The sequence below is a fragment of the Cognatilysobacter terrigena genome (assembly GCF_004361065.1).
Lineage (GTDB): Bacteria > Pseudomonadota > Gammaproteobacteria > Xanthomonadales > Xanthomonadaceae > Cognatilysobacter > Cognatilysobacter terrigena.
Map to the genome: position 1 here is coordinate 116688 of NZ_SELT01000001.1, position 19791 is coordinate 136478.

17 protein-coding genes and 1 tRNA gene are annotated in these 19791 nt (G+C 68.0%); 5 read left to right on the forward strand and 13 right to left on the reverse strand.

Going from position 1 to position 19791, the window contains the following annotated elements; translation table 11 throughout:
- Positions 1-27: 27 nt before the first annotated feature.
- Positions 28-1209: a non-hydrolyzing UDP-N-acetylglucosamine 2-epimerase gene (gene wecB / locus EVS83_RS00590; protein WP_133498495.1), complete on the forward strand. Its 1182-nt coding sequence runs from the start codon at positions 28-30 to the stop codon at positions 1207-1209.
- Here wecB and EVS83_RS00595 read toward each other — a convergent pair.
- The 12 genes from EVS83_RS00595 to EVS83_RS00650 all read right to left on the reverse strand — a co-directional run bounded on the left by EVS83_RS00595 (position 1142) and on the right by EVS83_RS00650 (position 14871).
- A complete protein-coding gene (locus EVS83_RS00595) occupies positions 1142-2983 on the reverse strand; it encodes a polysaccharide deacetylase family protein (RefSeq protein ID WP_133498497.1) in 1842 nt (613 codons plus the stop codon). The genes wecB and EVS83_RS00595 overlap by 68 nt on opposite strands.
- Complete coding sequence (locus EVS83_RS00600; RefSeq protein WP_133498499.1) at positions 2983-4038, reverse strand: hypothetical protein; 1056 nt, start codon at positions 4036-4038, stop codon at positions 2983-2985. Before EVS83_RS00600 ends, EVS83_RS00595 begins: the two co-directional genes overlap by 1 nt.
- On the reverse strand, positions 4035-5288 hold the full coding sequence (locus tag EVS83_RS00605) for a glycosyltransferase family 2 protein (protein ID WP_208108644.1): 1254 nt from the start codon (positions 5286-5288) through the stop codon (positions 4035-4037). The genes EVS83_RS00600 and EVS83_RS00605 overlap by 4 nt, the downstream gene beginning before the upstream one ends.
- Complete coding sequence (locus EVS83_RS00610; protein WP_133498501.1) at positions 5285-6148, reverse strand: hypothetical protein; 864 nt, start codon at positions 6146-6148, stop codon at positions 5285-5287. The genes EVS83_RS00605 and EVS83_RS00610 overlap by 4 nt, the downstream gene beginning before the upstream one ends.
- Positions 6117-6911, reverse strand: a complete 795-nt coding sequence (locus EVS83_RS00615) for a YaiO family outer membrane beta-barrel protein (RefSeq protein ID WP_133498503.1) — start codon at positions 6909-6911, stop codon at positions 6117-6119. Before EVS83_RS00615 ends, EVS83_RS00610 begins: the two co-directional genes overlap by 32 nt.
- Positions 6912-7004: 93 nt before the next feature.
- Positions 7005-7526, reverse strand: a complete 522-nt coding sequence (gene pgaD / locus EVS83_RS00620; RefSeq protein WP_133498505.1) for a poly-beta-1,6-N-acetyl-D-glucosamine biosynthesis protein PgaD — start codon at positions 7524-7526, stop codon at positions 7005-7007.
- The gene (gene pgaC / locus EVS83_RS00625) at positions 7496-8740 is read right to left on the reverse strand and encodes a poly-beta-1,6-N-acetyl-D-glucosamine synthase (protein WP_133498507.1); all 1245 of its coding nucleotides are present in this window, start codon (positions 8738-8740) and stop codon (positions 7496-7498) included. Before pgaC (EVS83_RS00625) ends, pgaD (EVS83_RS00620) begins: the two co-directional genes overlap by 31 nt.
- Positions 8741-8924: 184 nt before the next feature.
- Complete coding sequence (pgaD, locus tag EVS83_RS00630) at positions 8925-9398, reverse strand: poly-beta-1,6-N-acetyl-D-glucosamine biosynthesis protein PgaD (RefSeq protein WP_133498509.1); 474 nt, start codon at positions 9396-9398, stop codon at positions 8925-8927.
- Positions 9395-10645 carry a poly-beta-1,6-N-acetyl-D-glucosamine synthase gene (gene pgaC / locus EVS83_RS00635; protein WP_133498512.1) on the reverse strand — a complete coding sequence of 417 codons (1251 nt, stop codon included), beginning with the start codon at positions 10643-10645 and terminating at the stop codon, positions 9395-9397. The genes pgaD (EVS83_RS00630) and pgaC (EVS83_RS00635) overlap by 4 nt, the downstream gene beginning before the upstream one ends.
- Position 10646: 1 nt before the next feature.
- Complete coding sequence (locus EVS83_RS00640) at positions 10647-12269, reverse strand: polysaccharide deacetylase family protein (protein WP_133498514.1); 1623 nt, start codon at positions 12267-12269, stop codon at positions 10647-10649.
- Positions 12269-14284, reverse strand: coding sequence for a tetratricopeptide repeat protein (locus EVS83_RS00645; RefSeq protein ID WP_133498516.1), 2016 nt, complete (start codon positions 14282-14284; stop codon positions 12269-12271). Before EVS83_RS00645 ends, EVS83_RS00640 begins: the two co-directional genes overlap by 1 nt.
- 269 nt (positions 14285-14553) lie before the next feature.
- On the reverse strand, positions 14554-14871 hold the full coding sequence (locus tag EVS83_RS00650; RefSeq protein ID WP_133498518.1) for a hypothetical protein: 318 nt from the start codon (positions 14869-14871) through the stop codon (positions 14554-14556).
- 180 nt (positions 14872-15051) lie between these two features.
- Between EVS83_RS00650 and EVS83_RS00655 the strand changes: the two genes are divergently transcribed.
- Together EVS83_RS00655 and EVS83_RS00660 are read left to right on the forward strand one after the other, a co-directional pair.
- Positions 15052-15312, forward strand: coding sequence for a DUF6868 family protein (locus tag EVS83_RS00655; protein ID WP_133498520.1), 261 nt, complete (start codon positions 15052-15054; stop codon positions 15310-15312).
- 73 nt (positions 15313-15385) lie between these two features.
- A complete protein-coding gene (locus EVS83_RS00660) occupies positions 15386-16222 on the forward strand; it encodes a universal stress protein (protein ID WP_133498522.1) in 837 nt (278 codons plus the stop codon).
- 55 nt (positions 16223-16277) lie between these two features.
- On the opposite strand, the gene EVS83_RS00665 is transcribed toward EVS83_RS00660, so the two are convergent.
- Positions 16278-16354, reverse strand: a tRNA-Pro gene (locus EVS83_RS00665).
- Positions 16355-16477: 123 nt separating this feature from the next.
- On the opposite strand from EVS83_RS00665, the gene hisS reads away from it, so the two are divergent.
- Both hisS and EVS83_RS00675 read left to right on the forward strand, forming a co-directional pair.
- A complete protein-coding gene (hisS, locus tag EVS83_RS00670) occupies positions 16478-17860 on the forward strand; it encodes a histidine--tRNA ligase (protein ID WP_133498524.1) in 1383 nt (460 codons plus the stop codon).
- Positions 17857-19767: an HAL/PAL/TAL family ammonia-lyase gene (locus EVS83_RS00675; protein WP_133498527.1), complete on the forward strand. Its 1911-nt coding sequence runs from the start codon at positions 17857-17859 to the stop codon at positions 19765-19767. The genes hisS and EVS83_RS00675 overlap by 4 nt, the downstream gene beginning before the upstream one ends.
- Positions 19768-19791 lie beyond the last annotated feature (24 nt).

Here is a 19791-nt window from a genome sequence, read left to right on the forward strand (position 1 = left end):
TGTGACGGACCGCCGATAATGGAGGGGATGAAGCCGAATCCCCTCCGACTGATGCTGGTCTTCGGGACCCGCCCCGAAGCGATCAAGATGGCGCCGCTCGTGCAGGCGCTGCGGGCGGATCCGGACGTCGAGACGACCGTCGTCGTCACCGGCCAGCACCGCGAAATGCTGCACCAGGTCCTCGACGTGTTCGGCATCGTGCCGGATGCCGACCTCGACATCATGCGACCGCGCCAGCGCGTCACCGACGTGCTGACGCGCTCGCTCAATGCGCTGCGCCCGGAGTTCGCGCGCTTCCGGCCCGACATGGTGCTGGTGCACGGCGACACCACCACGACGCTCGCTGCATCGCTCGCCGCGTTCTATGCGCACGTGCCGGTGGGGCACGTGGAGGCGGGCCTTCGCACGTTCGACATGCAGGCGCCGTGGCCGGAAGAGATGAACCGTCGGCTCACGGGACCGCTGGCGACGCTGCATTTCGCACCGACGCCCCGCGCGGCGGCGAATCTCGCACGCGAAGGCATCGTCGGCGGCGTGCACGTCACCGGCAACACCGTGATCGATGCACTGCTGGGTGCCGTGCGTCGCATCGAGAATGACGTACCGCTCGCGACGCGACTGGCATGCGCGTTTCCGTTTCTCGATCCCGCGCGCAAGCTCATCCTCGTCACGGCACACCGTCGCGAGAATTTCGACGGCGGCGTCGAGGCGATCACCGACGCGCTCGACCGCATCGCGCAACGCGACGACGTGGAGATCGTCTTCCCCGTGCATCCCAACCCGCGCGTGCACGACGTCGTCGAGCAGCGCCTTGCAGGCCACGCACATATCCACCTCGTCGAACCGCAGGACTACCTGCCGTTCGTGTGGCTGATGGAGCGCTGCACGCTGGTGCTGACCGACTCGGGCGGCATCCAGGAAGAGGCGCCGTCGCTCGGCAAGCCCGTGCTCGTGCTGCGCGACGTGACGGAGCGGCCCGAAGCGGTCACCGCCGGCACCGTCGAACTCGTTGGCACCGATGCCGATCGCATCGTCTCGCGTGTGTCACGCCTGCTCGACGATCCGGCAGCCTACGCGCGCATGGCGCACGCGACCAACCCTTACGGCGACGGCGCGGCGTCCGGCCGCATCATCCAGGCGATCAAGGCGTGGTGGGCGGCGCGACATGCGTCAGGCGCAGCCGAAGCGCACGTCCCGGCGCTGACCTGACGAGCCACGTTGCGCGATCGTCGACGACGGTCGCGTTTCCTGAAGTGACCACCGGCCGCGCGTAGCGCGACTTCGGCAGCGTCCATGTCATCTGCGCGAGATCCCCGTTGGCGTCGAGCACCTCGGTATCGCGCTCTCCGGCGGTCAACGACCAACGCACCGCCTCACGCCGATTGAGGAAGCGCGCGAGCTCGCTCATCGTGTACCAGCGGAAGCGTTCCGGACCGAGCGAACGCGCGTAGTCGACCATCTCCTGCATCGGCTCGAGATAGAGCAGCACGCCGGGCGGATGGAAATACATGAGGCGCACGCTGCGATGCGCGGCGGTGAAATCGGCGACGCCGTGCAGCCACGTGCGGATCGTCGGCAGCGGAATGCCGGCTTCCATCGCTTCTTCGAACGAGCCCGCGGCGCCGTACGTCGTGATGGGGAATGCCCACGTGCGTCGATCGGAACGATGGCCATCGCGATACGTATGCGTCGGCGCCATCCCGGTATCGCCGGTGAAGTAGTAGCCGAGCACGCCGTGGCGATCGAGCCAGTCCGTCACCCACTGCGGCTGGTTACCGTTGGGCGCCGAATACTCGACGATCGGACGGCCCGTCGCGCGTTGCAGCGACGCGAAATTGAGATCGAGGTACTTCGAGAACTCGGCTTCGTTATGGTCGTTGACGCCCGTGCCGAACAGGTTGTGGATCCAGCCGCCGTGGCTGCCGATCGCGTGGCCTTCGCGCATGAAGCGTGCGATCCATGCCGCTGCGCGCGGATCGGTGTCGACGCCGACGCCGGTGTGGTCGCCGGGCTTGTACGTGTCCGGACCGGCAGTGATGTGGACGGAGAACGGCCCGCCCTGGAGCAGGCGCGTGTGCTGCTCGATGACGGCGAGCGCGGCGTACGACGCGTTCGAATCCATGTGCCAGTTCAGCACCATGCCGCCGACGCCGTTCGGCGTGGGCAGCAGGCGCGGAAGCCGCGCGACCTCGTCGTTGAAGTAGGTCAGCACGCCGTGCAGCAGTGCGCCGTCGCTGCGCGTGCGCAGATAGCCGACTGGCAGGTTCACGAACATCACGCGCCCGGCGCCGGCGTCATGCACGCCAGCGATGACGCTTCCATCGGCTTCGGCCCGGAGGAGCACGGTGCCGTCGTAGCGGCCGCGCGTGACGTAATGCGGATAGTTGACCCGCCCGTACGAATACGTGCTGAGTTCCGCGCCGCGCGGGCCCTCGACATATTTTCCGGGCGGAATGCCGAGCGCCTGCATCGCCGCCGGCGTGCCGGAGATCGCGCCGCGCGCGGTCGATCGCGTGCCTAGACGGTCGTACATCGCGAACTCGACGCCGACCAACGCGGACAGCGGTGCGTTCTGCGTGTCGTACGTGCCGCGCGGCGACAACGCGGCGGCGTCGAACGTCAGAAGAAGGGAGCCGCCCGAACGCACGTAGTCCTGGAGTCCGCTGACGAGCGCGGGCGATGCGCGTCGATGCACGGAGTCGGGCATCACCACTGCGACCGGTCGGCGTTGCGTGCGCAGGGGCTGCAGGAAATCCGACGCGCGCTGGACGCGCAGCTGCGTGCCGGTTTCGGCGGCAGCATCGCGCCAGACCTGCACCAGCGGATCGCTGGGATCCGCATCCGCCGGCAGCAGCAACACCATGTCGGGCGTGGGCATACGACTCGTGCGTTCGCGTTGCCGGAGGACGAAGCCCGCGTACAGCGCCAGCACGGCCAGCAGGCCGATCGCGAAACGCCGCCACCGCAGACGCGTCGGACGCATCACTCGACCACCTTGCCCAGGCGCGACGCCCATGCGGCGCCATGTACGCAGCTGCCGTCACCGACGCGGATCACTGGCGCGAGCAACGATGCGGGCCGATCCGGACGCCCGACGCGCAGCCCGCGCCCGCAGTCGATGGTCGCCTCGGCCGACAGCATGCCGTGCACGGTCACGTGCTCGCCGAGCACCGCATGCGGCCCCGCGAACACGCTCCCGTCGACATGGACGCGATCGCCGAAGCGCGCGCCGCGGTGCGCTTTGACGCTGCCGAGAATCTCGCAGTCGTCCTCGATGTGCAGCGCGCCTTCGACGACGAGATGGCCCAGCACACGCGTGCCACGCGGAACGCGCAGCGCGCCGCGGCAGACCCAGCGGCCCTGTTCGTCGGGACGCTCGATGAAGTCGCCGTCGGTGACTTCGTCCAGACGGGCGTCGCGTACGTCGACGGGCGAGACGCGCACGAGTTCGCGTCCGAAAACAATGGTCGGCGCAGCAATACGATGGAACTCCGCCCCGACGCTCAGGCGAACATGCTCGCGCGCGGTCGTGCGGCCAAGCAGGCGCGCATCGCGGCCGGCGTCGATCGCGTCGGCATCGATCCAGCGAAGAACCGTCGCGCGTTCGGCGACGTCCGCATCGCCGGATTCCACCAGCACCGCGCGGACGACCGCGTCGCGGCCGAGATGCGCGTGTTCCCGTGCAACGACGTCGCCGAGATAGCGACAGCCGGCGGCAAGTGCGACCCGCCGCCCGATGAGCGTTGGAGCGGGAACGTCCGCACGGCCGCGCGCGCCTTCGACCGGCGCGTCGTCGGCGGCGATCCATCCCGAAGGCAGGGGACTCTTCGCGAGCGGATCGCCGTCGCCGAACTCCTCGCGCAGGCGCTCGCGCATGCGGGCCGCGAAGAAGCCCGCGCCCGCTTCGTCGTCGCCGGGGATATGCAGCGGACGTCCGGTGCCGCGTCGCAGTTCGCGCAGTGCCGGCAATAGCGGCGCGAATCCGAGCAGCGCGACACTCGCACCGAGCAACACCGTAGAGAGCAGGGGCGACGTCATGACGCGCGATACCGGACGGTCTTGTGCCAGACGAACTCGCGGCGGAACAGGCGGTCGAACAGCAACTGCTCCAGCGTCGCGCGCGTCACGGCGACCACACTGGTGACGAAGCCGAGCAGGTTGAGCGGCAGCAGGCGCGCGCTCGCGCGCTTATCGTCGAGGTAGCAACCTGCCGCGAGTTCGAAGAACGCGGCGAAGTTGCCGAGGCTGCCGTAGAGGAATACGCCGAGGCCGAGCAGCAGGCCGTCGAAGGGCAGCGGGCGGCCGAGATAGAACAGCAGGATGATGAGCGTCAGCGCGGACAACGTCAGCGCCGGCATCAGGTAGACGCAGAGCAGGAGCACGGCGTCGATCTTCTCGATGCCGCGCAGTCGGCGGCTGCCGATCACGCCCCAGAAGTGACGCGCGAGCGACTGGTTATGGCCCTTGGCCCAGCGCGCGATCTGCCGCGAGCGCACCTGCCAGTTCTCCGGCACTTCCTCGTAACACTCGGCGCGGTTCTGGTACGCCGTCTTCCAGCCGCGCAGCAGCAGGCGGTAGGTGAGCTCGGTGTCCTCGGCGAGTACGTCGTCGCTCCAGCCGCCGATCGCGTTCAATGCCGCAAGGCGCACGCCACCGGTAGTGCCGCCGTACTGCGGCACGAGCTGCAGCGTCATGCGCGCCTGCTGGTCGACCTGGTAACCGCCCGAACGCTCGATGTCGAGCAGACGCGTGAGCAGTCCGCGATCGGCATTCAGTGGTACGACGCGACCCATCACGGCGCCGACTTCAGGGTCGAAGAAGGGTGCGACGAGTTGGCGGATCAGGCCGCGCGACGGCACGTAGTCCGCGTCGAACACGATGAGGATGTCGGAATCGACGAACGCCGCAGCGTCTTTCAGCGCCGCCGCCTTGCCGGGTTTTCCGCCGGTGCGATGGAACGGACGAATCAGGCCGGGATAGCGTTCGACGTAGGCGTCGATGATCTCGCGCGTCGCGTCGACCGAGCGGTCGTTGACCGGCATGATCACCAGGCGGTCGAGCGGATAATCGACCGTCAGCAACGCATCGAGGCAATAGCGGATCACGCGCTCTTCGTTGTGCGCGGCGATCTGCACCGTGACGGTCGGCCAGTCCGCGGCGTCGATGTCGCGGTACGGATCGCGCGGCGGGCGGAACAGGCGGATCCACGTGAACACGTAATGGCGGAACGCGTACACCGACACGAGGCCGATGATCGCGTACAGCAGCATTTCGATCGCGAGGATCACTTGCGCGCACCCGGGCGCGCGTCACGCCAGCTCATGCCCCAGCCGTAGAGGCAGACGAACCAGAACACGAACAGCGGCGGGCCGAGCAGCAGGTAGATGAGCGGGTGCACGAGCAGCGAGCCGTGCTGGATGAGCACCGCTTCGAACGCCGCGAGCAGCGGCGTCACGACGAAGAAATACAGTTCGCCGACGAGCGTCAGCGCGATGCGCCGCCACCAGCCGAAGTCGAGCGGGTAGTAGCAGAACGCGAGGATCCACGGCAGCAGCAGCATGCTGGCCCAGCCGCAATGCAGCATCGTCGTGGCGTGCGCACCGCCCGCATACGGATACGAGGCCGGTGCGATGACGAAATACGCGCAGGCGCTGAGCTGCACTAGTGCGGCGAAGCGCAGCAGGTAGATCGCGGGAAGCAGGCGCCGCGGCAACAGCGCGGTGGCGAGCAGCACCGCGACGGTAATCGCGGTGATGTTGAGCCACTGCGTCGGCGACGGTGCGCCCGCATCGAGGCGGGGCTCGGGGACCCGCGCGAACAGGACGCCTGCGGCCGTCGACACGAAGCGCATGTCCGGCAGGCATTGAACGAGGACGGACTTGAGCGTGGCGCCCCAGAGCGCCGCGATGGGCTGCATCGCCGCGACCAGCGCCAGCCAGACGGCGGCGGCGAGCGCGAAGGCGTTGAGGGTGCGGATGCCGACACGGTCGAGCCAGCGCACCGCGCGGTGGCGGGGAATGGTGGTGCCGCGATAACCGAGTTGCGCGAGACGTCCGAGATCGTCGGCAGGCACGACGGCGCCCGCCGCGGGTGCGGCGTCGAGCGCAGTCAGGCGCTCAGTGGTCGCAGAAGACGGCGAGCTGGACACCGTTCCGCTCGTAGTTCGGATTGCCGTAGTGCTCGACCTGCATGTGCGTGCCGCAGCGCTTCGTCCACCAGCGACGCCACGCCAGCGACGTCGAGTTGCTCGGGAAATCGACGAGCGCGGTCGCGTCGCCGATCAGCTGGTAAGCCTCGCGGCCGACGTCGTGACGCGCGATCCAGTACTGCTGGCCTTCGTGTCCCCAGGTCGCGGCGAGATAGCTCGCATGCGAGTTCACGTCGCCCGGATTGCTGTGGTTCGGGCGCCAGCCCGCCTCCAGCACCCAGGAATGCGGCGCGTACCAGGCTGCAGAGACGAGCGCGCGCGTGTCCTGATGGCCGTCGGTTGCGCGATTGCCGCCGACGCCGAGCGTGGTGACGAGCTGGCCGTTCGCGAGCCACTTTCGGCTGATCGCGGCGTCGGCCGTCCACTCGGGGAAGATGAAGTCGCTGGCGCCGAAGCCGACCGTCGCGGTCGCGTACCACTTCGGCGAGAAGGTCTGCTGGATGCCGAACGATGCGAACTGGCCCCGATCGCCGAAGCGTTCGGCGGTCACCAGTTCGTAGCTGTAGACGCGCGCCGGGTCGCGCCACTCGCTGCCGCGGACGTAAAGGCCTTTCCACTCGCCGAACCCGTCCGTGAGGCGGTGGTAGTCGGCGCCGACCTGCACGTTGCCATTGGCCAACGCGGCCGGTGCGACGAGTGCGCACAGCAGGGCGAGTGCGCCGCGGCACGCGCGCACGGCGAAAGAGACGGATCGTTCGGGCATGGGATGGCTTGGCGTCGACGGAAGCGCGGCGGTCCCCCCGGATCGCGCGCGTGCGGGCAGGATACCGGTCCCGCGGGGCGCTGCCCACCGCGACTAGGCCGGCGATCGCCTGTCGACGGGGAGGACCGGGATCACGGCCATCGGCTCGGCATCCTCGTTCATGTCCAGGATCGCGACGCGGACCTCGGCCAGCGCATGCGGCACGCCGGGAGAAGCGCCGAGCGCCGCGGCGATCTCGTCGATGGGCACGTCGCGGAACGGTGCGCGACGCTCGTTGCCTCGGAATCGCAGCCGGTTGTACTCCGCCCAGCCGATCAGCGCGAAGCCCGTGATCGCCGCCGCGGCGGGCAGGGCGAAGACGACGAACCGGTCGACCTGCTCGCTGCGTTGATACAGCTCGCCATAGATGTCGGCCAGCCCGAACCACCAGACCACCGCCGTGGCCAGTGGCAGCCAGAGGTAGGCGTAGAACAGCCACGCGAGCAACGTGACGAGGCTCCACGTCGCGCGATGAAGCGGAGGTTGCGCGCGGGGCCGCACGATCAGCCGCGAGTCGAGCTTCTTCGGTGTGCGGCGACGTCGCTTCATCGCAGCCCCCGATCCGGACTGGCCCACGTCGCGCGTCGCAGGCCGCGTCGGCGCGCGAGCAACGTAGCGGGTACGGCGGCGACGGTCGTTGCGAAGCTGAGCATCCAGTAGGCGACCGGATACCAGATCACCCAGTAGTAGCTGCGGCCGACGTGCGTCTCGTAGCGGCGATCGATGATCAGGCTGGTCGCGAACTGCAGCAGGCAGACCAGCCCGAGCACGACGCCGTGCCACGACGGAATGAGGGTGTCGACGCGCCAGGCCGGTGGCAGCGCGACGAACTTGCCGATCGCCCACAGCGCGAACATCAGCGCCATCGAATAGGCCCACAGCACGCTGAGCACGTATTCGAGCACGACGCCCCACATCCGTCGCTTCCGCCAGGAGAAGAAGTCGCCGATGTGACGGACCAGAACTTCGACGCCGCCGCGCGCCCAGCGCAGGCGCTGCTGCCACAGTCCCTTGAGCGTCTCCGGCATGAGGATGAAACACATCGCATTCGGCTCGTAGCGGATGTCCCAGTGATCGAGCTGGAGACGCCAGCTGATGTCGATGTCCTCGGTGACGATCGTGTCCGACCAGTAGCCGATGCGATGCAGCGCGCTGCGGCGGAATGCCGCGATCACGCCGGAGATCGTGAACACCCGGCCGTAGACACGCTGCGCCCGCTTGATCATCCCGATGATCGCGGAGAACTCGCCGACCTGCAGCCGGCCCAGCAGCGTCGAACGGTTGCGGATACGCGGGTTACCCGTCACCGCGCCGACGCGCGGACCGTCGGTGAGATGCCACACCATCCAGTGCACGGCGTACTCGTCGAGCACGGCGTCGCCGTCGATGCAGACGAGGTATTCCGAGCGCGCGGCCAACGCCCCCATGCGCAGCGCATTGGCCTTGCCGAGGTTACGGCTGAGGTGCAGCACGCGAAGCCGCGGATTCGCGCGGGCCAGCGTGTTCAGCTGCTCGGCGGTGTCGTCGGTGCTGCCGTCGTCGATCGCGACGACTTCATAGTCCGGAGACCGTTGCGCCAACGCGGCGCCGATCGTATCCCGGACGTTCGGGCCTTCGTTGTGGCACGGCACCAGGATGGTGGCGAGCGGGTAGTGCAGCAGCGCCGGCGGTTCGTCGCGGTGCAGTGCGTGGCGCTCGCGCCGGAAGAAGTAATACAGCGCGCCCGTTATCCAGACGAACGACATCAGCATCGGGTAGAAGAACGTGCATTCGAACAGGACGCCGATCATCAGGCGCCCTCGACATCACGTGCGTCACGTGTCTCGTTTTGGTGATCCCCGCGTCCGTGCAAGGCGCATCGATACGACGCAACAGAACCCAGCCGCACGGAACCTCCCGGCATCGACCGGGCGCCAGTGTTGCCTCGACCGTGTGAGCCCGCGGTGGCCGCCGCGGCTCACACGGTGTTGACCGTTACAGCGCGAACGGTGTCGAGCGGTGGATGCCCGATAGACGCGCATCTTCGCCCATCGCCAGGGTCATCGACTTCGCACCGGCGAGGCGGTCGGACAGTTCCATCGGCGCGCCCAGCGACTCCGCCACTTCCGGCAGCTGCACGTTGCCCGGATTCGAGCGACGGTCCGGCCCGCTGAAGCGGTGCCGGTTCCACTCCGCCCAGGCGACGAGCACGACCGTGGCGATCACGCCGATGATCGCGATGGTCAGCAGCATCATCTCGTCGATGCGGTTGTTGCGGACGTACAGCTCCACATAGCTGGTGCGGACGCCCAGCAGCCAGGCGATCACCGTGATGAGCGGCAGCCAGAGGTAGGCGTACAGCACCCAGGCGGCGAGGGTGAGCACGCTGTGCATCGTGCGCATCGCCTGCGGGGCGGGTTCCTTCGGAGCGTAGATGAAGGGGTCTTGGGTCGGTTGGGTGGTGCTCATCGATAACCTCGGTCTGGACTGGTCCAGGTGGCAACGCCGCGTGGCTTGGCGAAGAGAACGCTCGGTACCGCGACGATGGTGGTGAGCATGCTCAGCAACCAGTACGCCAGCGGGTACCAGATGATCCAGAAGTAGTTCCAGCCGATGCCTTTTTCGTAGCGTCGGTCGATGAAGAGGCTGATCGCGAACTGCAACAGGCAGGTGACGCCCAACACCACGCCATGCCAGTGCGGGATGAGGCCACCCGTCTGCAGGCCCGGCGGAATGTCGAAGAAGTAGCTGAGCAGCCAGAGGACGATCGACAGCAGCATCGAGAACGACCAGACGACGCTCAGCATGTACTCGAGCACCACGCCCCACATGCGGCGCTTGCGCCAGGCATTGAGCGACTTGGCATGGCGGGTGATCACTTCGACGCCACCGCGCGCCCAGCGCAGGCGCTGTTTCCAGAGGCCGCGGAACGTCTCCGGCATCAGGATGTAGGCGAGCGCGTTCGGCTCGTAGCGGATGTCCCAATGGTCGATCTGCAGGCGCCAGCTGACGTCGATGTCCTCCGTCACCATGTCGTCGGCCCAGTAGCCGATGCGATGCAGCGCCGTCTTGCGGAATGCGGACACCACGCCCGACACGGTGAAGATGCGGCCGTAGCTGCGCTGCGCGCGCTTGATCATGCCGATGATCGAGCTGAACTCGCCGACCTGCATCTTGCCGAGCAGCGTCGACCGGTTGCGGATGCGCGGGTTGCCCGTCACCGCGCCGACGCGGGGACCGCTGGTGAGATGGAACACCAGCCATTGCGTGGCGTTGGGATGCAGCAGGGCGTCGCCGTCGATGCAGACGAGGTACTCGCTGCGCGAGGCCAGCGTGCCCATGCGCAGTGCGTTCGCCTTGCCGAGGTTCCGGTCCAGATGGATCACGCGCATGTTCGCGTGCTGCTCGGCGAGGGCGTCGAGGCGCGGGCCGGTGTCGTCCGTGCTGCCGTCGTTGATCGCGATGATTTCGTATTCGGGATAGTTCTGCGCGGCGAGCCACGCGATGGTGTCTTCGACGTGCGCGCCCTCGTTGTGGCACGGCACGAGGATGGACGTCATCGGATGCGCTTTCAGCGGCGGCAGGTCGTCCGGCGTCCACTTCTTCCGCTCGCGGCGGAAGTAGTAGTACAGGCCACCGGCCATCCAGATCAGCGACATCACGATCGGGTAGAAGAAGGCGAAGCCGAACAGGACGCCGAGCACGTCGAAGCTCATGTCAGCGCTCCTGGTAGGGGAACGCGCGGGCGCTGATCGCTGCGCGCGCCGGGTCGAGTGGCGGTACGTCCTTCAGGGGCACGTCACGGCTGTAACCGACGTGCCGGCCTCCGCTGGCGACGACACGTCGTGCCTGGGCTTCCAGTTCGTCCGGCGGCAGGGGATTCGTCGCGTCGCCGGCGTCGATCACGAACACCGTGCGATCCAGTGCATCCGGCGATGCCGCAACCGCGCGGACGGTCCGATCGACCGCACCGCGCGATGCGCGCGTGTCCGGCGGCAGCATCACCGCGAGGAAGTCGTAATTCGACGTCATCGCCGGCAGCTGGCCCGCCGTTGCCGACGGATCGCTCGTCGAGATCGGGATCGAACGCACCTTGACGAAATCCGGCCGCACGGCGTCCACCGCGGCCACCGCCGCATCGCCGCCGTCAGCGACCACGACGCCATCCACCGCCGTCGCCGCGACGTCGGCATATGCATTCGACGACGCGTTCGCCGGCATCCATGCGAGGACCTGTGCGCCCGAGCGTGCCTTGATGCGTGCGGCGACGTGCGACAGCACATCCGAACGCGTGCTCACGCTCGAGCCCGCAAACCACGCGCCGCCGTCGCTCGTCATGGCATCGACGATCACGTGGCTGGGATGGATCGCACGGATGCGTTCGGCGAGCGCGTCGACGCCCGACGGGCCGGCGGCCGCGATGTCGTCCAGCGACACGCGCACCGCACGGATACCGTCGAGGCGCGGGTCGCGGCGCAGCTCGTAGGCGACGTCGCTGGCGCCGGCGTTTTCGGACATCACGAGGCGCGCACCGGGGAAGGCGGGATCGCCCACCCGTGCACCGCCCGCATAGCGCAACTCGCTGGTGTTCGTGCGACCGTCGGGGCCGACGATCGTCGCCAGGCCGAGCGAGTCGGCGGCTGCGCGTGCCGCACCACTCGCGCCGCCGCTCGGCCACACGACGAGTTGCGGGCGACGGCCGGTCGCACGTTCGATGCGTTCGACGCTGGTGGCGAGGTCCGCACGGATGCGTTCGCGCTGCGCGGCCTCGGTCTCGTAGCCGCCGTTCCAGCGGCGCACGAGGGCGGCCGGAAGCAGGTCGCCCTGTGGGTCGCCGGCGATCGGCGTCGCGAGGTCATGGCCCTGTGTCGCGAAGTCGATCAACCCGCTGGCCTGCAACGCCTTGACCTCGCTCCAGCCGAGGAACGCGCTGCGCGGAACGTCACGCGTGCCGACACGTACGTCGGCCGATGCATCGAGGCGCGAGGTCGGCAACGCGACCAGCGCCGGATAGTTGAACGCGCGCAGCACCGGCAGCGCCTGCGTGTAGACGCTGCGGTAGCCGCCGTCGAACGTGAGCAGCACGGCGTTGGCCGGCAACGTGCCGCGACCGGCGCGTGCGTCGCGAACCGCTTGCGCAGTGACCGGCACGTAGCCGTGTGCGCGCAGCCAGTCGAGCTGCATCGCGAAGTTGCGCGTGGTGACCGCTTCCGTATCGGGTTCGCCGTCGGGAATCGTGGTGGGGCGGATGTCGTGCCAGCCGAGAACGACCAGCGCGTGCGCGGGACGCGGCATCGCCGCGGTGAGCAGGAGCGCGAAGAAGAGAGCGACCGATCGCATCAGAACCCCCAGCGGTAGGCCGCTTCAAATCCGACGCGGCGCTCGCGGCCCCCGTCGTACACCGGGCGTGCCCAGAACACGCCATACGTGAACGTGTGCCCCATCGCGGGGCGCCACTCCTGGTAGTAGGAAATCGATGGCACCCACTTCGTGCCGAACCCTTCCTGCCAGTACGGCCCAGCTTCGAGCGTGAGGCGCTGGCGGAGGTAGGCGTCGTAGTGACGCCAGATCAGAGGGTTGAAGCGCACGCCCACCGTCGCCATCGCGTCCTGCGACGGGTTGAAATACGGCGAATCGTCGCGCGAGCCGCGGCTCGTCCACAGCGACCCGAGTCCGTCGATCATCAGGCGCGGATTCGTGTAGAGGCGCAGGCGACCGTAGGCGTAGAGCTGGTCGCGGTTGTTGCCGTCGCTGTAGTCGAGGTGCTTGTAGTTGAAGTCGACCGCGGCGTAATCGTTCGGATGCCAGTTCGCGGTGATGCGCCAGGAGTCGGCATCGAAGCCCGCGCGACGCGCCTGCAGCGAGGTATCGACGTCGTTCTTCGCGACCTGTCCGCGCAGCGTCCAGTCGTCGTTGATGTACCAGGCGCCGTCGAGCGTCCACGCGTTGTCTTTTTTCGGCTGCTCGACCGTGTAGCCCGAAACGCGGAATCCGAAGTCGCGATAGCGATAGTCGACCGCCGCGCCGATACGGCGATAGGTGACGGTGTCCGGCACGAATTCGGCGTCCATCGTGTCGCCGACGATGCCGACGCGCCAGCGATAGCCGAGCAGCGGCGTCCACGTTTCGTAGTTCAGGCGGTGGTCGCGGATACCGAGCGGGCCGGTGACATTCGTTTCCGGCGTATTGCGGCCGCTGACGTACGCGATGCGGCCGATCGGCCCGTTGCGCAGCCAGACTTCCTCCTGCAGGCGCTCGGCATGCAGGTTCTTCGGATAGCGCTTCTGCACCTGGTCGTTCGCGGCCATCGCTTCGTCGACGCGGCCGAGTTCGTACAGCGCCGACACCCGCGCGATCTCCGCGTCGCGGTTGTGCGGATCCATCGTCAGCGCCATGTCGTAGTGCTCGAGCGCGGACGTCGGATGGCCGCGTCGATACATCAATGCGCCCCACGCGGCCTGCGTATTGGAGCGGTTCGGCCCCATGCGCACGAGCGGCTCCATGATCTCCTGCGCCCGCGCGTTTTCGTCGCCGAACGAGACCATCTGCGCGTAGGCCATTTCGGCGCGGTAGCGCTTCCAGTTCGCCTGGTCGAAGTCCGCGCCCGGGCGTTCGATCCATGCCGGCTGCGAATCGACGAGCTGCTTCATCATCGGCAGCGCAAGGTCGAAACGCTCCTGCTCGATGTACGCGTACGCGAGCAGGATGCGGTTGTCGATGTCGTTCGGATCCTTCGCCAGCGCCTTTTCGAGCGCGGCCTGCGCTTCTTGCGGACGATGCAGCGCGAGGTAGGAATCGGCGGCGGGGCCGTGTGCGTAGGCGGGGAGGTCGACGCCTTCGCGCGTCAGCGCTTCGTATTCGTCGATCGTCTTCTGGTACATGCCGAGCGCGTTCGTCGCGCTCAGCGCATCCATGCGCAGGCGGGTCTTCTCCCAATTCGTGCGGTCGGGGTGCGACTGCAGCTCCTGCACGGCGTCGTATGCGCTGCGCATCTCGGCGTTGGGGTCGTCGAGGTCTTCCGGATACGCCATGCCCCAGCCGATCTGGCGGGCGACGCGGTCGCCCTGGATGCGGTCGCGGTCGTAGTCGGCGAAGTCCGAGGCCCAGCGGGCGCGGAGTTCGTCGGCCCGGTACGACGCGCCGAGGTCGGTCAGCGTGAGCGCCTGCATCCGGTAGGCGACGTCGTCTTGGGGGTTCGCGGCCAACAGGTGCTGGTAGATCGCGAGCGCCTCGGCCCACTGCTCGGCCTTGCGTGCGGCCTCGGCCTGCGCGAGCAGGTTGTCGCGGACGCTGCGGCTCGTGACCGGGGGCAGCGCCACGGTCGCGTCCGGCGTCGACGCCGCGCTGGGAGGCATTTGACGGTCCTGAGCCACGGCGGTCGTCCAGACCAAGGGCAGCAGGAGCGCCAGTGCAGTTTTTCGGATGGGTCGCACGAGTCGGTCCGGTGGAGTCGAAATCGGGGCTGAACGACGACGAGTCTTCCGCCCCGAATGTGAAGGCAACGTAGGCTAAATCGAGAAGCCGATCACAATTTATTGGCCCGACTGGACACATGGACGGCCGTTCGGCCGACGAACCGACCTCGGCCGACGAGCGGCCGTTCGCGACGTTTGGGGTGCGAAAGTCAGGACCCGCGCGGGTCCGCGAGCTCGTTCAGGTGGTCGACCCGCTGCTTGGCGGTGTCGGCAATCTCCGAATCCCACGGCGACGGGCCGCGGACGACCACGTTCGGAATTACCGCGGCGGAGGACTGGCGCCAGACGGCATTGAGCGCCTCGCGGTCCGGGTGGGACAGGATCAGCGCGGAAAGCATGCAGTCGTTGACCTGCGCCCGGCCGATCATGATCGCCAGGTACTGCGCCAGCAGGGACATCTGTTCCTTGAGGAACGCGACGTCCGCCTCGAGCGCTTCGATCCGGTCCTGGGTGTCGTCTTCAGCCATGGGGCCAGCGTGGCAGGCCGCGATTCGCGGTGCGGTGAAGTTGTCGGCGGTCGAGCCCGGCCCCGCGTCGAGTTCGTATGGCGCGGCGGGCGAGGCGACGCCGGACCACGCGGCGACCGCGGGAAGGCCAGCGCGTCCGCAAGGGCGGATACTTCGGATGTCCCGACTGCGGAGACCGGCATGACCGCTCACGACTGGTCCCGGGTACTCGAGTGGTGCGCCGGCATGGGTTACGCGACGCTGTTCGCATGGGCATTCGCCTGGCTCGGCATGCGCGACGCGATCTACCGCTTGCACCGTCGCTGGTTTGCGATCGAACGCCCCGCCTACGAAACGCTGATGTTCGTCCTGATCGGCGCGTTCAAGCTGGCGTTGATGGTGTTCTTCCTCTTTCCGTTGATCGCGCTGCACGTCAGTGGCGTGCTGGACGCTGCGCCGTGAGCCCCGTAGTCGACGATCGCAACCGCATGTACTGATCCGCGAGCCAACCGGGCGACGGCCCGAGGAGGTAGCCATGCACGACGTACTCGTTCGCGCCCGGACGATCGACCACTGGGATGCCGGTGTGCGTGCGGCCGCGCAGGTCGGCGCGATGCTGCACGGATCGGTGACCGCGGTGCACGTGGTGCCGGTGGGCCTTCCGCCGCTGTCGCCGTACGACCCCGGCATGCTCGTCGCCGCCGCGGCCCTTGAAGTCGCGCGCGAGCGCCACGCCTGCGACGGTCGCGCGCCGGCCTTCGATGCGTGGGCGACGTCGCTTGGCGTGCACGGGCCTGCATGGCTGTCCTGCGCAGGCGATGCCGCGCGTGCGCTGCGTTATCTCGCCGGCTCGCACGACCTGCTCGTCGCCGTGCCCGATCGCAACTCCGACGATCCCTGGGACGCGCCGTCCGGTGTCGGCCGGCTCGCGTCGCTGACCGGCCTGCCGACGCTCGTGCTTCCCGCGAACGTGCCCGATGAACTCCGGTTCGACACGGTCGTCGTCGCCTGGAACGGTTCGCCCGGCGCGGCGGCTGCGCTGCATGCGGGCCGCCCGTTCGTGCAGCGCGCGACGCAGGTCATCGTGCTCGACGGCGCGGGTGACGTCGTGGAGCCGACCTTGCCCACCATCGACCTGCACCGGTGGCTCGCGCGCCACCGTGCCGACGCCGAAATTCGACCGATCGCAGCGGGCGACGGAGGCGAGGGCACCGGCGCAGCACTCCTGCACGCGACGCGCACGTTGAAGGCCGACCTGCTCGTGATGGGCGCCTACGGCCACGCGAGGCTGACCGAGTGGGCGCTCGGCGGCGTGACCCGGCACGTGCTCAACCACGCCGACATGCCGCTGCTGTTGCGACACGAGCGCTAGACGGGTCGCGGAAAAAGAAAAAGCCGGCGCAAGGCCGGCTTTTTCGAAATTCGATTGGTCGGGGAGACAGGATTCGAACCTGCGACCTCTACGTCCCGAACGTAGCGCTCTACCAGACTGAGCTACACCCCGACACCGAGCCGCAAAGTCTAGCGGGCGGTCATGGCCGCGACAAGGGGGCGTGAAGCGCGGAGTGGGGCGGCAGGCGTCCGCCGTTAAACTGTGACGACCGATCCGCCCGTTCCGGGGAACCCCTTGATCAAGCCACGCACGCCGGCCGGAGTCCTCGAGCTCCTGCCGCCCGACCAGATCGCCTTCCAGCGGATGCTCGACGTCATCCGCCGCAATTTCGAGCGCTTCGGCTTCCTGCCGGTCGAAACGCCGGTGATGGAACTGTCGGAGGTGCTGCTGACCAAGTCGGGCGGCGAAACCGAGCGCCAGGTCTACTTCGTGCAGTCGACCGGCGCGCTCGAAAAGGCGGGCGACGGCGTGCCCGAGATGGCGCTTCGCTTCGACCTCACCGTGCCGCTCGCACGCTACGTCGCCGAGCACGAACACGATCTCGCGTTCCCGTTCCGTCGCTACCAGATGCAGCGCGTCTACCGCGGCGAGCGTCAGCAACGCGGCCGGTTCCGCGAGTTCTACCAGTGCGACATCGACGTCATCGGCAAAGACAGCTTGAGCGTTCGTTTCGACGCCGAATTGCCGGCGGCAATCCACGCAGTGTTCTCCGAACTCGATATCGGCGCATTCACCATCCAGCTCAACAACCGCAAGCTGATGCGCGGCTTCTTCGAGCAGCAGGGCGTCGCGGATCCGTCGCTGCAGGCGCTGGTGCTGCGCGAGGTCGACAAGCTGGACAAGCGAGGTGCCGACTACGTGCGCGAGACGTTGACCGGCGAAGGTTTCGGTCTCGCCGCGGACGCGGTCGACCGCATCCTGCGTTTCGTCGAAATCCGTTCGACGTCGCATGCCGATGCGATCGCCACGCTCGATCGCCTCGCGTCCGAGGGCGACGTGAACGAGTCGCTGGCGGCGGGCGTCGCCGAATTGCGCGAAGTCTTCGAACTCGTGCGTGCGATGGGCGTGCCCGAATCCGCGTACGCGCTGAACCTCTCGATCGCGCGCGGTCTCGACTACTACACCGGCACGGTCTACGAGACCACGCTCAACGACTATCCGCAGATCGGCTCGATCTGCTCGGGCGGCCGCTACGAGAACCTCGCGAGCCACTATACGAAGTCCAAGCTCCCCGGCGTCGGCATTTCGATCGGCCTGACGCGCCTGTTCTGGCAGCTGCGCGAGGCAGGGCTTCTCGGTGCAGCGGAAAGCACGGTGCAGGTGCTCGTCACGCAGATGGATGCGACGCATCTTCCGCATTGCCTGGCGGTCGCGAACGATCTGCGTCAGGCCGGCTTCAACACGGAAGTCGTCATGGAAGCCTCGAAGATCGCCAAGCAGTTCCGGTATGCCGACCGTGCGGGCATTCGCTTCGTCGTCGTGCTCGGCGACGACGAGATCGCAGCGAACAAGGTGACGGTGAAGGATCTGCGTCGCGAGGATCAGTTCCAGGTCGCGCGATCGGAACTCGCATCGACGCTGCGTGTGGAACTCGCGCAGCCGGTGGTGCGCGCATGAAGCCGGTGCATCTCGACGGCCGTTCGCTGACGCGCGCGCAGGTGCTGGCCGTCGCCTACGGCGCGCCGGTGGAGCTCGACGAAGGCCAGCTGCCGGCGGTCACACGCGCCGCGGATTTTCTCGCGGAGCAGGTGAGCCGCGAGGAGCCGATCTACGGCGTTTCGACCGGATTCGGCAGCAACGCCGACCGCCTCCTTGGTTCGTACCGGCTGCGCAACGGCGCCGGCAGCGATGCGAACAATCCGCACGAATCGCTGCATGCGGAACTGCAGCGCAACCTGATCGTCACCCATGCGGTCTGCGTGGGCGAGCCGTTCGCACCCGAAGTCGTGCGCGCGATGCTGTGCATCCGCATCAACACGCTGATGCGTGGGCACTCGGGCATTCGCGTCGAGACGCTTCGTGCGCTCGCGGCGATGCTCAATGCGGGTATCGTGCCGGTCGTGCCGCAGCTCGGTTCCGTGGGTGCGAGTGGCGACCTCGCACCGCTGTCGCACCTTGCGATCGTGCTGCTGGGCGGTGGCGAAGCGTTCCTCGGCGGTGAACGTTTGCCGGGCAGCGAAGCGCTCAAGCGCGCGGGCCTGCAGCCGGTCACGCTGTCGTACAAGGAAGGCCTCGCGCTCAACAACGGCACCGCGCAGATGCTTGCCACGGGCGTTCTAGCGCTCGCGAAACTCGAGGATCTCGTCGATACCGCCGACGTCGCCGCAGCGATGACGATCGACGCATTTGCCGGCCGACTCGGCGCGTTCAAGCCCGAGGTGCACGAACTTCGCCCGCATCCGGGCCAGGTCGCGGTCGCGGCGCATCTGCGCCAGTTGCTCGACGGCTCGACGCTCGCGGACATTCCGTACCATCTCGTGCCGCGCTTTCGCCCGTGGCTGCCCGAAAGCTGGGCGACCGAAGAAGCACGCGAACTGCGCTTCGACATCGGCTGGGACTGGGTGCCGCTGTCGCAGCGCCATGGGCGCGAGAAGTTCTACACGCGCTTCCGTCCCTTCCGAGGCGGCAAGAAGCACCAGCCGCAGGACAGCTATTCGCTGCGCTGCATTCCGCAGGTGCACGGCGCGGTGCGCGACGCGCTCGCGCAGGCCGGGCGCGTGCTCGACGTCGAACTCAATTCGCTGACCGACAACCCGATTGTCTTCCCGGATGCCGATGCGGCGCACGTCGAGGACCAGGTCGTCTCCGCCGGGCACTTCCACGGCATGCCGCTCGCGCTCGCGATGAGCTACGTGAAAGCGGCGATTCCGGTGCTGGCGAGCATCTCCGAGCGTCGCCTCAACAAGCTCGTCGACCCTGCAACCAACGACGGTCTGCCGGGCTTCCTGATCGGCAACGAGGACGCCACCGAGTCGGGCTTCATGATCGTGCAGTACACCGCGGCGGCGATCGTGAACGACCTCGCGAGCCGCGCGATGCCGGCGTCGGTGTATTCGATTCCCACCAGCGCAAATGCTGAAGACCACGTGTCGATGGGCGCGAACGAAGCGCGCCACGTGCTCGCGATGGCCGACGACCTCGGCAAGGTTCTAGGCCTCGAGCTATACACGGCGGCGCAGGCGCTGGATCTGCGTCGCGACATGATCAACGCCGCGCGTGCGCTGGCGCGACAGGGCAGTGCGGATGAACTGGCGGCGAAGGTCGCCTGCGGTTTGCTGGCGACGGGCGACCGCGACACGTTCATGACCGAGGTCGAAGGCCTGCGTGCCGAGCTGGCCGATGCGGGTGAATTCGGTCCGGGCCGCGCCGTCCGCGCCGCCCACGAGGCGATCCGCGACGCCATTCCCTTCATGGGCTTCGACCGCGCGATGGACGCCGAAGTGCAGGTCGCCGTGCGGCTGGTGAAGGAGGGGCGCGTACTCGCAGCCGCGCGTCAGGCGGTGCTGGGCGACGTCGCGGCCTGACGCCTCGATCCAACTGGGCTTTCC

Coding starts and splice junctions, on each gene's coding strand:
- wecB (WP_133498495.1), top strand. CDS start 28: ATGAAGCCGAATCCCCTCCGACTGATGCTGGTCTTCGGGACCCGCCCC.
- EVS83_RS00595 (WP_133498497.1), bottom strand. CDS start 2,983: ATGCGTCCGACGCGTCTGCGGTGGCGGCGTTTCGCGATCGGCCTGCTG.
- EVS83_RS00600 (WP_133498499.1), bottom strand. CDS start 4,038: ATGACGTCGCCCCTGCTCTCTACGGTGTTGCTCGGTGCGAGTGTCGCG.
- EVS83_RS00615 (WP_133498503.1), bottom strand. CDS start 6,911: ATGCCCGAACGATCCGTCTCTTTCGCCGTGCGCGCGTGCCGCGGCGCA.
- pgaC (WP_133498507.1), bottom strand. CDS start 8,740: ATGATCGGCGTCCTGTTCGAATGCACGTTCTTCTACCCGATGCTGATG.
- pgaD (WP_133498509.1), bottom strand. CDS start 9,398: ATGAGCACCACCCAACCGACCCAAGACCCCTTCATCTACGCTCCGAAG.
- pgaC (WP_133498512.1), bottom strand. CDS start 10,645: ATGAGCTTCGACGTGCTCGGCGTCCTGTTCGGCTTCGCCTTCTTCTAC.
- EVS83_RS00640 (WP_133498514.1), bottom strand. CDS start 12,269: ATGCGATCGGTCGCTCTCTTCTTCGCGCTCCTGCTCACCGCGGCGATG.
- EVS83_RS00645 (WP_133498516.1), bottom strand. CDS start 14,284: ATGCCTCCCAGCGCGGCGTCGACGCCGGACGCGACCGTGGCGCTGCCC.
- EVS83_RS00650 (WP_133498518.1), bottom strand. CDS start 14,871: ATGGCTGAAGACGACACCCAGGACCGGATCGAAGCGCTCGAGGCGGAC.
- EVS83_RS00655 (WP_133498520.1), top strand. CDS start 15,052: ATGACCGCTCACGACTGGTCCCGGGTACTCGAGTGGTGCGCCGGCATG.
- EVS83_RS00660 (WP_133498522.1), top strand. CDS start 15,386: ATGCACGACGTACTCGTTCGCGCCCGGACGATCGACCACTGGGATGCC.
- EVS83_RS00675 (WP_133498527.1), top strand. CDS start 17,857: ATGAAGCCGGTGCATCTCGACGGCCGTTCGCTGACGCGCGCGCAGGTG.